This window comes from Verrucomicrobium sp. BvORR034 (assembly GCF_000739635.1).
In the GTDB taxonomy this organism is placed as follows: domain Bacteria; phylum Verrucomicrobiota; class Verrucomicrobiia; order Verrucomicrobiales; family Verrucomicrobiaceae; genus Verrucomicrobium.
In genome coordinates this window covers 101749-114918 of the sequence record NZ_BATQ01000008.1, presented here as the reverse complement: position 1 = coordinate 114918, position 13170 = coordinate 101749, and the positions used below count along the sequence as shown (strand labels likewise).

The following is a 13170-nucleotide window of genomic DNA, read 5'->3' as shown; positions in this document are numbered from 1 at the left end:
CAGCTGCGCTTGCCAAAACGCGGTCAGGCCGCAAACCTCGCGCCGCGCCTCCCACCCTCTCCAGGCCGCCCCTCACGCCGACCGATGCAATCGGCTGTCCAGATTGAAAACCTGTCCGGAGGTGTGCGGCAAAAATCGATCGAGGTGAACAATGAAACGACCCACCTCCTGCGGAGTATTGAACCTTCCCAAGGTATGCGCCGCCAGGAAGGTCTTCTTCAACTCCTCCCCAAGGCCAGCGGTCATCCGCGTTTCCATGAATCCGGGGAGCACACAATTCACCCGGATGTTCCGCGCGCCATACTCGGCCGCCAAGCTCTGAGTGAGGGCCAGCAGACCCGCCTTGGCCGCCGCATAGTTGGCCTGCCCGGCCGGGCCTCGCCAGCCTGAAAAGGAGCCAATGAAAACGATGTGGCCCCGACGCTGCCGGCTCATGCGTTTTAACGCAGCTCGTGCCGCCCGGAATGCCCCGGTCAGGCAGGTATCGAGCACCTGGTCAAAGTCCAACTCCTCCATCTTCAGCATGCCACCATCGCGACAGACACCCGCATTGCAGACGAGGAGATCCAGCGCCTCCATCCCGCTGACAAACGCATCCACTGAGGCCGAGGAGGTCACATCCATTTCCGTCCGGCCCGGGGCATGCACGGCGTATCCCTGCCCGGTCAGTTCAACATGAAGGGCTTGAGCGAGATCGCCCAAGCCCCCGGTAATCAATGCCACTGGTGCGTGCATGCCCACCCACTACCACCACCAAGACGCGCTGGCTAGCCCGCCGGGCTGGTGAAGAGCACGGCAGAGGTATCGTAGCTGATGCGCACGCCCGCCACCTGGGCCAGATAGTTGAGCACCTCGCTCAACGGCATGTTGCTCAGATTCAGGCTCACCGATTTCTTGCCTATCTCAGGGGTCTTCAGGATGATATTGGGGATCACCTTGTCCTGGGTGGCCGCCTTAGCCTTCATGCGCACCGCCAGAATGGCCTCGCTCAACTCCACATCGGCGAATTCGATCTTGTCGATGATGATCTTTTCGTAGCTCTTGCGGAGCATCACGTTATCCTTGCCCAGTTTTTCCTCGATCTGGGCCATCATGGCGCGGGATTGCGTGTGATTGGGGTTCACCGCCAACACTTTGGCCAGTTTTTCCCGTGCAACATCGAACTGCCCTGCATAGAAGGCGGCGCGGCCATCCTGGTAGAGCACGTGGAGGGGTTCATCCGCCGCGCGGGCGATGGACTGGCCAAGCCAGACAGTGGTGGCCACCAGAAGGGCGGCGAGCAGGGCGTTCGTTTTCATAGTTGAAAAGGGGGAACAAGTTTTATTGTGCCCGCAATTTTCAAAAAACGTCAAGAGCATTCCCTTAGGGATGGAGAACCTCGGCAGCGGACAGAGCATTCAAATATGGCATCAGCGTAATCATCTGCTTTTTTCTCGAGTAGGGCGAAGTGGACGGAGAGTCTGGATACAGGCGTCCCTACAGAGTTGCGGCCTGAAGGGTTGCGAGAGAGGTGCGTGTGCTGTCGATGGTCGTTCGGCGGTGGCGGAATGCCTCCTGCCCGTTGAGCCCCAACGTCTGTCCAAACTTGGCGACATCGGCGAGCAAACGAACCCCGCAGATGCTTCAGCTAGTGCCTGCCAAGGAACCCGGGGGGGACTGACATGGAGGTGTTGATGGCGGAGGGGAGAAAGCGGATGCTGTCGGCCTTCCCACCTGATCAACGTCTCCGGAGGTACCCAGGGTTGACTCGCTTAAGGCTCGTCCAACCGCTGGGCTGTGCTAGAAATCCCCTTCGGGGTTTAACTTCGAACTGAGATTGACCTGCCAGAGCTGGTTCCTTGGCAGCCACCCCAAAACGCGCGCGATTGGTCGGTTCTCCTCACGTCGTCAACTACAGGGGCGCTGAGTTGCCCGCCAACCAAACTAAACTTCCACTCGCTCAGGAGTACCGTACGTCCTTGCGGGGCTCCATTTCAAACACCATCACCTGCTGGGTCTCGACCGAGCGATGCACCACTTCGAGGAGAAACTTGTAGTAGTGCGGGTCGTCCTGAAGGATGGCCAGCTTGTCCAGGCTTTCGGCCTCAATGCTGACGAACCAGTGCCAGGGGTCGGAGATCTTGATGCGCTTGCCCACATTCAGGTGCAGCACTTCCCGAATCTTCAGAAGGATGGCCCGGGTGGTCCACATCATTTCCTCCAACCGGTCCGCCGTGACTTCCGGTTTCAGAGTGAAGAGTGAAACCTGGCAAATCATACCTTCACCATTCGCGCTTGGTCTGTGAAGCGGTCGTTCGTACCGCACTCAAGTCGTGGTCCTGTGGACCTGCCAAAGTCTAGGAGCTCCAGTCGAGAGCCTTCTTGCGCCAGGCGTACAGAAATGCCACCAGCAAGATACCCACGAACGAGAGCATCCACCAGAAGATGGCAGCGCCGAAGACCGCGACGTAGTCTTTGAAAATGACCGCCCAAGGATACATGAAGACCACTTCGATGTCGAAAAGCACAAAGAGCATCGCCACGATGTAGAATTTCACGCTGAACCGGGGCTGGGCCTCGCCCAGAGGGAGCATGCCGCACTCATAAGCGGAATCCTTCATCTTGTTCCGCTTGGCTGACTTCCCCGCGAGCACGCTGGCCAGGAGCGTCACCCCGGCAAAGCCGGCGGCCATGAGCATTTGCATCAGGACAGGGAGATAGTTCTCAAGCATGACAGGAAGGGAAAGAAGGACCGCAACGAAGGGCTAAAAGAGAGCCGCAGGGTAGCGCGGAGGGCCGGAACGTCAAGAAAGCATCAAAAAAGCCGCCCCGGAAAAGGGCGGCTTGGTTTTGAAAGTTGGATTTGTGGGAACAGCGCGGACTGGAGCCCTTATTAGCGGGCGGCAGCGGCAGCGGCAGCTGCGGCTTCTGCGCGGGCCAGCGTATGAGCGCTGGATGCCATTTCAATACCCTTGAGTCCACGATAGCTCTTCAGTTTTTTCTCCACGAGGCCACGGCCTACAAGGTTCTGAAGCTTTTCATAAGAACGGAGTCGTAGCATTTCTTCGCCCCCGCTAACCGCGTTTTTTAGCTTTAGGTTCTCGTACACGAGCCCGAACAGAACGTTGAACTCATAAGTTTTGCCATCCGAGAGAACATTGACCAACTCATCAGTGACATGGTCAGGAACCCGACGTGAAAAACGTGTTTTTCTTACGGTAGCCATAGACTGGGAGTATAGCACCGCGCAAGCACGTTGGCGAGTTTTTGTTTGATTTCACAGGAAAAATCACCAATTTCCAGCCTAAAGTTGCCTATGGCGATAGTATTTTCCGTCTCCTCCGTATAGGCGGAATCTCAGCGGCTCGTGAAATTGCCCACCACCGTCAACTCACCGCCCTCGGCCTTGAGGGAAAAGATCTCCTCGCTGGCCGGGAAGGCGGAGGAGTCAAAGCGGTCCTGAAGATCGTCGGCGAATTCCTGAATCGCCTCGGCCCCCGCGGGGAAAACATAGAGGGAGTTGCGGTCCGGAGTCACCACCCAGACCTCTTTGCCAAAGACCTTCTCAAAGATCCTGCCCAATGAAGGCGCAGTCAGCAAGCAGGGGAAGAGGTGGTCTTCCCCCCGGTACACGGCGTAGATGACCTTTCCGGCCTCGTTCTTGATCAATTCTGGCTGCAGACCGGCCAGCCTGCGGTCGGCGGCTTCCGCAGCCTTCCTCTGAAAGCTGTCCGCGCTGATGCCCAGCTTGTTGAACTCCGACTCTGTGTAGGGCACGAGACGGGAGGTACTGGGATCCAGCTTCACCGGAGTGAAGACGGTCAGCCGGGCCTTCGCCAACGTCACCGAGATGGCAGAACGGACGACTTTGGGCTCCGGCAGCAGGAGGTAGTTCTCCACTCGAATCGGCACGGCCTTGGGAGTGCCTCCAGCCGCGGGCTGGGCTGTCGCGGGGGCCTCGGCAAGCAAAGTGGACAGCGGGGCCACAAGGGCTGCGACGGCACCAGCCGTGCCGAGGAGAGGGAGAAGGAAGCGTCTCACGCCGCCACGTTCCCTGAGGTGGGCCATTCTTCAACTGGCAAATGCCGGGGCACCCCACGACGTGACGCTTTCCCCTTGCGTGAGTGCGTCGACAGACGGATGTGGCCCCATGATCGCCTACCTCCGCGGCCACCTGGTCGAAGCCCTGCCCAACCAGCTCACGGTGGATGTCAATGGGGTGGGCTATCTCTGCCTCGTTCCCCTCTCCACCTACGACCGACTGGCGGGCAGTCAGGGGGAGGTGAGGCTGCTCACCCACCTGAACATCACCGAGCGCGATCACACCCTCTTTGGCTTCGCCACCAGCGAGGAACGGGACCTGTTCCGCCTGCTTATCAACCGGGTGAGCGGCATCGGCCCCAAGATGGCCCTGGCTGTGCTCAGCGGCATGGCAGTGGGCGACTTCAAGGACAATGTCATCCGCAACGATGTGACCGCGCTCTCCCGGATCAGTGGCGTGGGCAAGAAGACGGCGGAGCGGATCGTGCTGGAACTGAAGGACAAAGTGGGGATCGTGGACACCTGGCAGGCCGCCCGGAGCACGGGCAACAGTCTGGTGCCGGACCCCACCCAGGCTGCGCAAACGGATGCCGTGCTCGCCCTCATCGCCCTCGGGTTCAAGCAGACCGACGCGCAGAAAACGGTGCAGGATCTCGTGAAGAAGGCAGGTGGCGAGGTCAGCGCAGACAAGCTCATCCGCGATGCCTTGAGAAACCTCTGACAGCCAGTCTCCTGGCGAGTTACTTCAGCGTCTCCCAGTTGGGATTACCCAGCCCCTTTTCGATGAACCAGTCCAGGTTCACCGATTTGGGGTCGTTGCCCAGCCTCTTCACCCGGCCCCGCTGGGTGTCCACGAGGAAGAACCCCCTCATGGGGAACACGCGCAGGCCCCGATAGTCCAGTGCCCATGCCATGACGCGGTGCACCCCGGGAGGGAGCTGCTCGAAGCTGAACTGGCCGGTGAACTTGGCCAACCCCTCGTTCGGCAGATGGCCCTCGGGCACATGGGTGAACTGGAGGTCACGGGACATCACCTCCATGAAGTACAGGGGCAGTCCGGTCACCTGGGTGACGTGGAAGATCTCCCAGTGCCCATCATGGGGGTCCTTGTAGGTCAGAAGCACCGCATCGGCCACCCGCTCGCGATTAGGCAGGCAGGCGTATCCCCAGACCACTCCCCCTGCCCCCTGCTCGTTGGTCTGCACCACGCAGGCGGAGAGTTCCGCTGTATTGCTGCTGAGCAGCTTGGGGGTGAGGCTGAAGTTGTCCAACCGGGAATTCTTGAGCATGGCAGGCCTGAGGTGACCCAGATCGTCCGCCTTTCGCGCCAAGTTGCGATTCCCGGCCACATCTCCTTCCACGGTAAGGGGAAGCTTGTAGAAGAGCGTGTTGGCCGCGCCGCGGAGCCGTGACGATTCCCACACCGCCATCATGCGCCAGCCAAAGGACCACGAGATGGCCTGCATGAAGATCAGGGCAAAGGCGCCCGCCGTGAGAGACTGGAGGATGAATCGGCGGAGATCGGGCCGATGCTGGCCGAGATGCCGGGCGATGAGCCAGACCAGCACGACCAGAGCTACCGTGAGCGGCACGGCGTGGATCACATACCGGGCATGCACCGCATTGTCACCCGTCGTGGTGGCCCAGGACCGGCCCAGGGAGGTGAGAAAGGCCGCGCCTACGGAGTAGGTCCCCAGAAGCAGCCAGGGAAGCAGACGCTCCCGAAGCGCCTGCTCGCGGAAATGCCGCAGCCAGTAGCCCCCGCATGCGCCGAATAAGGCCAGGGAGGCTCCCCCCAGCCAGAGGCTGGTATGCATGAGGGAGAGGCTCGATCCCCGAGCCAGATGACAGCCCAGGAACCGGAGGATGAAGCTAGCGGCCGCCTTGGGCCGACGAACGAACTCGCTGACATTCCGCCCCATCGTGGCCTCTTCCCCCTGCTTGTAGGAGAAGGCTCCATCCACCTCGTTCTTGAGCCCGTGGAAGTAGAGAACGGCGGTGACCCCAAAGACAAGGAGCCAGGCCACCAGGAACCACTGGCGGTCCCTTCCGGGCTTCAGCGCACTGGACCACCAGATCATGGGCACCATGAGCACCCAGACCAGCAGACCGGTGGCAAAGGTCTGCGTGGCGCACTCTGCGCAAATGACCGCAAGCACGAGACGCAGCCGCGCTGGCCAGTTAGGACGCAACAGCACCACCAGCGCAGTGGTGAGGAAGAAGGCCGGACAGGCCACCTGAAACATCATGGGCCACAGCACGATGCGGTACTGCATCGGGGAGAGGATGGAAACACTGGCCAGGGCCAGCAGCGGCCACCACTGGGCAAAGGCGGCCTCCGAGGTGCGACGGATGAGCAAGCCCACATTTGCCGTCGTGAAGCACAGCAGGAGCCAGGTAAACCACATCTGGCGGGTGTATTCCCCCGGCCAGTAGTGGTGAAAGAGCATGATCACCCCGCGAACAAAGGCCATGCGATGCTCCATCTGCACGAGGAAGAAGTCCTGCCAGGTGAGCTGACCTGCGGCCGCCTTCACATCCATGTCCACGAACATCCAGTCATCCAGGAAGGGGATGTTCACCTTGTACTCCTGGATCATGCGGTTCAGCAGGATCGCGGGCAGGAGAATGAGGAGCCAGCAGCCCGTCTTCTTCAGCACAGGGAGCCACGCCGCCAAGCGAGACTGGTAGGTGCCCGCCGCATGGGTGTTGCTTGAAGTCGTAGGCCGTCCGCTCATCCGGCTTCAGCAAAAGCACCCGATGAAGCCGCTGGCAGGTGAATTTTCCCTCATCCCAGTGTGGCCTGGCCAGACTTCGTCAGGCCTGCCATGGGGACTTTCAGGGTCATCACGGTGTTGTCTGGCTTGGAGGCGGCGGAGAGGGAGCCCTTGTGCTCCTCTGCGATCCATCGGGCAATGCTGAGCCCCAGACCGCACCCTTCCGTGGTGCTGCCGCGGGAGTTCCCGCTGCGGAAGAAGCGGTCAAAAATCTTCGGCAATTCTTCAGGACCGATCCCACGCCCGCCGCTGCGCACGGTCACCACGGCCTGCTCCCCTTCCTGGCGCAACTGGTATTCCACGTACCCATCCAGCCGGTTGTACTTCACCGCATTGTCCGTGAGGTTCAGAAGGAGCTGACGCAGGCGATGACGATCCCCCCGCACCCGGCATGGCGTGTCGATGACCACGGTCACACTGAGGTTGAGCGTCTGGCCCAAGATGGAGGCCTCCCCGGCGGCGTCTCGCACCAGCTCGGCCATGTCCAGATCCTCCACCAGGAGGTGCACTTGATGAGCATCCGCCTGAGTGAGGAAGGTGAGGCCCGAGACGATCCGGTTGAGCCGCTCGATCTCATCCAACTGGTTTGCCACCCGGTCCCGATGATTTTCCGGCAGGGTGGTGTCCATGAGCGCCTGCTCAAAGCCATTGCGCAGGATGGTGAGCGGCGTCTTCAACTCATGAGAGGCATGCAGGGTGAACTCCCGTACCTCCTGGAACGCGGTGTCCAGACGTCGCGTCATGTCATTGAGCACGGAGGTCAGGCGGTCCAGCTCATCGCCAGTGCCCCGCAGGGGAATCTGCTGGTGCAGACTGTCCTGGTTGATCTTCTCCGCCGCCTGGGTCAGGGCCAGAATGGGAGAAAGCGCCCGTCGGATGAGCCACCAGCTCACGGCCCCCAGCAGCAAGACAGGGACACAGGACGCCGCCGCCGCCGCGAGGAAGTAGGACCAGTCTGCGGTGCCTGTGCCCTGAAGCGGCCCCCCTTCCCTGGCCAGCTCCAACCAGGTGAACAGGACCGAAATGACTCCGGCGAGCAGGAACAGACAGGTGTGCGCCCAGAAGAGCCGTGTGCGCAGGGACCTTTTCATTTTCATGGTTGCTTGTCCGACATCAGGTAGCCCACGCCCCTGACGGTGTGCAACAGCGGAATGGCATGACCTTGGTCAATCTTGTCACGCAGCTTCCGGACATACACGTCCACAAGGTTGGTGCCCGGGTCAAAGTTGTAGTCCCAGACAAGGCGGAGCAGCATGGTGCGATTGCAAACGGTGTCCACGTTCTGCATGAGCACTTGCACGAGCCGGAACTCTCGGGGGCTGAGCTCGATGTTTTTGCCAGCACGCTGGGCGACGCGGTGGGGCACGTCCAGAGTGAGATCCGCCAGACGCAACAGGATCGCACCCGACTCCCCACCCCGACGAGCGATGGCGCGAATGCGGGCCACCACCTCCCCCATGGAGAAGGGTTTTGCCAGATAGTCGTCTGCGCCGGCATCCAGGCCGCTGATGCGGTGGTCCACATCGCCCCGGGCAGAAAGCATGAGCACCGGGGTGGAATTGTGCATGGCCCGGAGCTGTTTGACGATGGAAAGCCCGTCTTTACCAGGCAGCATGATGTCCATGATCACGGCATCAAATGCCTGGGTGCTGATGCACTGCACGGCTTCGTCCCCGCGCATTAAGACCTCGGCGGTCCAGCCGGCGTCCGTGATGGATTCCCGCAGGGCTTCGGCCGTGCGGGGGTCGTCTTCCACTACCAGTATGGTCATGATTTCAGGGGCCCGCCCCGGAGCGGGGCAGAAAAGAAGCGTGGTTGAAAAGGATACGGATGCTCAGGTGGAAGATTCCTAGCTTCCAGTAAAATGGCCTTCATGGAAACTCGAATGAATCAAGTTTCATACGGGTTGCAGCAGTGCTGCAAGCTTGAAGCGAGTACGGGTTTTCCGGAATTTTTCATGCAGTGGTCTGCTGGGTAGGTCGGTTGGGCGAAGCAAAGTAGTATAGAGCTTTAGCTCGTCAGTCGCGCTACCCACGTGGCTCCAATATACGAGTTGAAGCTCTGTACTCCTTTCCCCGCGCCCCCAGCCGGTCATCTACCACACCCACATGAACGTCCGTTAATATTCGCTTGCCACGATTCTGAAGTGTGGTTGCTTTCTTGATGAGAATAAATCTCAACAATCCCAGCACAGGCTTTCGCTCCTGGCTCCTCCTCACGGGTCTCACTTTCTTGGGCGGCACTCTGTTGTCTGCCAAAGAGCTGAACGTCTATACCCACCGCCACTACAAGGCGGATGAGGAGATCAATGCGCTTTTCACCGAGCGCACGGGCATTAAGGTGAACGTGGTGTCTGCCGAGGCGGACCAGCTCATTGAGCGTCTCAAATCCGAAGGGGCGAACAGTCCGGCGGATCTGCTGGTGACGGTGGATGCTGGCAGGTTGCAGCGCGCCAAGGAAGCGGGTTTGCTGAAACCACTGAAGTCTGAGGTGCTGGAGCAACGGGTGCCTGCCGCCCTCCGCGACCCTGGCGGTCACTGGTATGCCTATGCACTGCGCGCCCGCGTCATCCTCTATGCGCAAGACCGCGTGAAGCCCGGTGAGATCTCGAACTACGAGGATCTCGCCGACCCGAAATGGCGCGGCCGCCTTCTGATCCGCTCCTCTGGCAACGCCTACAACCAGTCCCTGCTGGCCTCTCTGATCGCCGCAGATGGTGAGGAGAAAGCCGAAGCTTGGGCAAAAGGCGTGGTGGCCAACCTGGCCCGTCCTCCGCAGGGCGGTGATCGCGACCAGATCAAAGGCGTGGCCTCCGGGCTGGCCGATGTGTGCGTGTCCAACACCTACTATCTGGGGATGCTGCTGAACTCCAAAGATCCGGCCGAACAGGCGGCAGCGAAGAAGGTGACGGTGCTCTTCCCCAACCAGACGGGGCGCGGCACGCATGCCAACATCGCTGGCGCAGGCCTGACGGTGTACGCCAAGAACGCTGAAAACGCGAAGGCCTACCTGGAGTTCCTGACTACCCCGGAGATCCAGAAGCTGATCGCCAATGGCACCTATGAATTCCCTGTAAACCGCGACCTGAGCCTGAGCGAAACACACAAGGCATGGGGCGAGTTCAAGCTGGATGAGGTGACCTTCCCGCAGATCGGACGGTATCAGGAGCAGGCCGTGCGCCTCTTCGACAAGGCTGGCTGGAAATAACTCCGGCTCCTCGAACCTTCCTTCAATCTCGTGGCGGCAGGTGCGGCAAGGCACCTGCCGCTTCTGTTTTACCGGTCAGCAAGGTGGAGTTGACCCCTTCATGCTGCTGGCCAGACTGTACCGATGTCTGAATCCCCCACCAGGACATCCGCCCCCCGCCTCCGGGGCGGCAGGTTTCGCCCCTCCGTCGCCTTGGCGTGGATGCCCGCGTTGCTGGTACTTCTGCCTTTGTTATTAGTTTTTGTCCGCCTGGCTGCACCCGCTGGGGACGCATGGGCGCATCTCGTGGAGGTTCTGCTGCCGGGCTATGTCTGGCAGACGCTGCTGCTGATCGCGCTGGTGGTGGTCCTCGCTCTCGCACTAGGGGTGCCGACGGCCTGGTGGGTGGCGACCGCCCAGTTCCCGGGGCGCGCATTTTTTCAGTGGACTCTTCTGCTGCCCCTGGCCATGCCCGGCTACGTTGCGGCCATGGCCTATGGGGATGCCCTGGAGGGTCTGGTCCCCGTGTACATCTGGGTGCGCCAGAAGTTCGGCATCGATGCCTTCCTGGCTGCCCAGCAAGTCGCGCGATGGGTGCTCGCTGTCCTGGTTCTAGGGGCAACGCTTTCGCCGTACGTGTACCTGACCTGTCTGGCCTCGTTCAGCCGCCAAACCGCCGGTCCGCTGGAGGCGGCACGGCTCTTGGGTGCCGGGCCCGCGCGCCAGTTCTGGACGGTGGCCCTGCCCATGGCCCGGCCTGCCATGGCGGCAGGTGCCAGCCTGGTGGCCTTTGAGACGATCAACGACTACGGCGTTGTATCCTACTTCGGACTCTCGCCCCTCACGGTGGGGGTGTTCCGGGTGTGGTTAAGCGAGGGCGATCTGGGGGCAGCCATCCGGCTGGCGGTGTTTCTGCTGATCTTTGCCATGGGCGCGGTGATGCTGGAGCGGCTGCAACGCGGGCGGCGCGGTTTCGACAGCGAGACCGGGGAGACCTTGCTGGCCCGTCGGCGGCCCGGCTGGGCGTGGCGGGGAGGCATGGCATTGCTCTGCCTCATCCCCCTGCTGCTGGGCTTTGGCATTCCCGGCTGGCGGCTAGGCCGATGGGCCTCGCAGAGCTGGCAGGAAACGGATTGGGGCGCCACACTGCAGGCCGCAGGACACAGCTTTGGTCTGGCAGGCGGCGTGGCCTTGCTGGTCGTGGCCGCCGCTCTGCTCATGACGGGCACTCAGCGGGCCTGGCGCTCGGCTTCATTGAGGGTGGGACGGCGCATCGGCCTGTTGGGGTACGCGATTCCGAGCGCTCTGGTGGCCGTGGGCGTGGGTGGCCTGCTCACCTGGATCGCCACCCTGCCCGGGATGGGCTTTGCCGCACTGAGCGCCTCCGTGACCGGATTGGTCTTCGCTTACTTCGTCCGCTTTCTGGCGGTCGGTCTGCAGGCCGTGGATGCCGGGTTCAAACGGGTGCCTGCCTCGCTGCATGAAGCCGCGCGCACCTTGGGAACCAAACCTTGGGCTGCGCTCTGGCGCATCGAGGTGCCTCTGGTCTGGCCGGCCCTTCTGGCGGCCGCAACCCTCACCTTCATCGACGTTTTCAAGGAACTGACCCTGACGCTGGTCCTGCGTCCCTTTAACTACGAGACGCTGGCCACCCGCATCTTCCGGCTGACGGATGAGAGTCGCATCCCGGAAGCCGCCACGCCTGCCCTCGTCCTTATCGGCCTCAGTCTGCTGGGGCTGATCCCGCTCGTCCATCTGCGCCAACCCCGTTCCGAATGAGCCTGCTTCACCTCACGAATCTCTCCAAGACCTACCCTCGCTCGGAACGCCCGGCGGTGAGAGACGCCAGCCTGCAAATGCAGCCGGGAGAACTACTCGCTCTGGTGGGCGAGAGCGGCAGTGGCAAGACCACCCTGCTGCGTCTGATCGCGGGGCTGGAGACAGCCGATGCCGGACAGATCACGGTCGGGGACATCACCGTGACGGATGGAAGCAAGAACGTCGATGCGGAACATCGCGGCGTTGGCCTGGTGTTCCAGCATCACGCGTTGTTCCCCCACCTGACCGTCGCCGCCAACATCGCCTTTGGGATTCGCCGTCTCGACCGGGCGGAGCAAAAGCGACGGATCGAGGAATTGCTGGCTCTGGTGGGACTGCCGGGATATGAGCGGCGGTACCCCCATGAACTCTCGGGCGGTGAACGCCAGCGCATTGCCCTGGTGCGGGCTCTGGCACCCGAACCGCGGCTGCTGCTGCTGGATGAACCCTTCAGCAATCTCGACCCCCAGTGGCGGGTGGAGATCCGGGATGAGACGCGGCGGATTCTCAAGAAACGGGGCACCAGCGCCCTGCTGGTCACCCACCACACGCAGGATGCGCTCTCGGTCGCGGACCGCATTGCCGTGCTCTACCGCGGAGTGATTCAGCAGGTGGGCACGCCAGCGGAGATCTACCATGCCCCGGCCAACCGCTACGTGGCGCAGCTGTTTGGCGTCTGCAATTTCATCCCGGCCGCCAGCCTGGTGCGCCCCTGCGGCACGGTGATCGAGTGCGACATCGGCCCCGCTGCCGCTGAAGATCAGGGTCTGTGGGTCCGGCCCGAGGACCTGGAACTGGCCCCTTCAATGGCTGCGCCAGAAGGCGTGCTCAGAGGCGTGGTCCGGACGGTCTCCTTCCAGGGCGATCACTATGATGTGACGCTGGATTGCACGCTGCCGGGCAAGAACCCCTTCGACGTGCGCGTGCAGCACCGGGGTCCAGAAGCCATCGCCGCAGGAGAAATCTGGGCACTGCTTCCGCGACCACGCACAGGGCGCTAGGTGCCTGGCTGCTGACCTTTGCGGGCAGCGGCCTGGGTGCGGTGATGGGCGATTTCCTGCGGAGTCAGCAGCCCATCCCCATTGTCATCGGCCGAGTTGAAACGTCGCTCCAGCTGGGGAATGGTCAGGCCGCGCCCTTGGTTCGCGGTGACGAACTCCGGCCACGTCATCGGATGCGGCGGCACCGCCATGAGGCGGGCCTTTTTCTTAATCTCCGCCTTGTTCTCCGTCTTCGGTTCAAAGAACCACCAGACGCAGGAGGAGGACATGAGGGTGGCCCCGAACAGGGCCATGGTGCGCACCAGGACAATCATGACAAAGACAGGCGGGAGGTGGGGCGGAGACGCGCCGAGGGTGCAACCTTTCCC

Annotated in this window: 14 protein-coding genes; 4 read left to right on the top strand and 10 right to left on the bottom strand. The window is 61.8% G+C overall.

The features are described 5' to 3' along the window. Positions 1-72: 72 nt before the first annotated feature. From BV034_RS01560 to BV034_RS01535, 6 genes are all read right to left on the bottom strand, one after another. Positions 73-735, bottom strand: a complete 663-nt coding sequence (locus BV034_RS01560; RefSeq protein ID WP_050023424.1) for an SDR family oxidoreductase — start codon at positions 733-735, stop codon at positions 73-75. Between the two features lie 32 nt (positions 736-767). Further along, complete coding sequence (locus tag BV034_RS01555; protein ID WP_050023422.1) at positions 768-1298, bottom strand: hypothetical protein; 531 nt, start codon at positions 1296-1298, stop codon at positions 768-770. Positions 1299-1939: 641 nt separating this feature from the next. Continuing rightward, on the bottom strand, positions 1940-2257 hold the full coding sequence (locus BV034_RS01550) for a Dabb family protein (protein WP_050023421.1): 318 nt from the start codon (positions 2255-2257) through the stop codon (positions 1940-1942). Between the two features lie 79 nt (positions 2258-2336). Further along, the gene (locus tag BV034_RS01545) at positions 2337-2711 is read right to left on the bottom strand and encodes an NADH-quinone oxidoreductase subunit A (protein WP_009965905.1); all 375 of its coding nucleotides are present in this window, start codon (positions 2709-2711) and stop codon (positions 2337-2339) included. A gap of 161 nt (positions 2712-2872) precedes the next feature. Continuing rightward, positions 2873-3205, bottom strand: a complete 333-nt coding sequence (locus tag BV034_RS01540; protein WP_265592509.1) for a hypothetical protein — start codon at positions 3203-3205, stop codon at positions 2873-2875. 131 nt (positions 3206-3336) lie between these two features. Beyond that, the gene (locus BV034_RS01535) at positions 3337-4020 is read right to left on the bottom strand and encodes a hypothetical protein (RefSeq protein ID WP_265592508.1); all 684 of its coding nucleotides are present in this window, start codon (positions 4018-4020) and stop codon (positions 3337-3339) included. A gap of 109 nt (positions 4021-4129) precedes the next feature. Here BV034_RS01535 and ruvA point away from each other — a divergent pair, with 109 nt between their 5' ends. After that, on the top strand, positions 4130-4741 hold the full coding sequence (gene ruvA / locus BV034_RS01530; protein WP_050023416.1) for a Holliday junction branch migration protein RuvA: 612 nt from the start codon (positions 4130-4132) through the stop codon (positions 4739-4741). 19 nt (positions 4742-4760) lie between these two features. Here ruvA and BV034_RS01525 read toward each other — a convergent pair whose 3' ends face one another. Genes BV034_RS01525 through BV034_RS01515 form a run of 3 tightly spaced genes read right to left on the bottom strand, consistent with a single transcriptional unit; the run spans position 4761 to position 8568 of the window. Beyond that, on the bottom strand, positions 4761-6758 hold the full coding sequence (locus BV034_RS01525; protein ID WP_050023414.1) for a hypothetical protein: 1998 nt from the start codon (positions 6756-6758) through the stop codon (positions 4761-4763). Positions 6759-6808: 50 nt separating this feature from the next. Then, complete coding sequence (locus BV034_RS01520; RefSeq protein ID WP_081887512.1) at positions 6809-7894, bottom strand: ATP-binding protein; 1086 nt, start codon at positions 7892-7894, stop codon at positions 6809-6811. Then, positions 7891-8568: a response regulator transcription factor gene (locus BV034_RS01515; protein WP_009965913.1), complete on the bottom strand. Its 678-nt coding sequence runs from the start codon at positions 8566-8568 to the stop codon at positions 7891-7893. The genes BV034_RS01520 and BV034_RS01515 overlap by 4 nt, the downstream gene beginning before the upstream one ends. 392 nt (positions 8569-8960) lie before the next feature. Between BV034_RS01515 and BV034_RS01510 the strand changes: the two genes are divergently transcribed. From BV034_RS01510 to BV034_RS01500, 3 genes are all read left to right on the top strand, one after another. Then, positions 8961-10004, top strand: coding sequence for a Fe(3+) ABC transporter substrate-binding protein (locus BV034_RS01510; RefSeq protein ID WP_050023410.1), 1044 nt, complete (start codon positions 8961-8963; stop codon positions 10002-10004). A 123-nt stretch (positions 10005-10127) separates the two neighbouring features. Beyond that, positions 10128-11762 carry an iron ABC transporter permease gene (locus BV034_RS01505; protein ID WP_081887511.1) on the top strand — a complete coding sequence of 545 codons (1635 nt, stop codon included), beginning with the start codon at positions 10128-10130 and terminating at the stop codon, positions 11760-11762. Further along, entirely contained in the window at positions 11759-12802 is a 1044-nt protein-coding gene (locus BV034_RS01500) for an ABC transporter ATP-binding protein (protein WP_050023407.1), read from the top strand. The genes BV034_RS01505 and BV034_RS01500 overlap by 4 nt, the downstream gene beginning before the upstream one ends. On the opposite strand, the gene BV034_RS01495 is transcribed toward BV034_RS01500, so the two are convergent. Next, positions 12799-13116 (bottom strand): hypothetical protein, encoded by a 318-nt coding sequence (locus tag BV034_RS01495; protein WP_050023405.1) that lies wholly within the window; start codon positions 13114-13116, stop codon positions 12799-12801. The two genes, BV034_RS01500 and BV034_RS01495, sit on opposite strands and share 4 nt — an antisense overlap. Between the last annotated feature and the right edge of the window lie 54 nt (positions 13117-13170).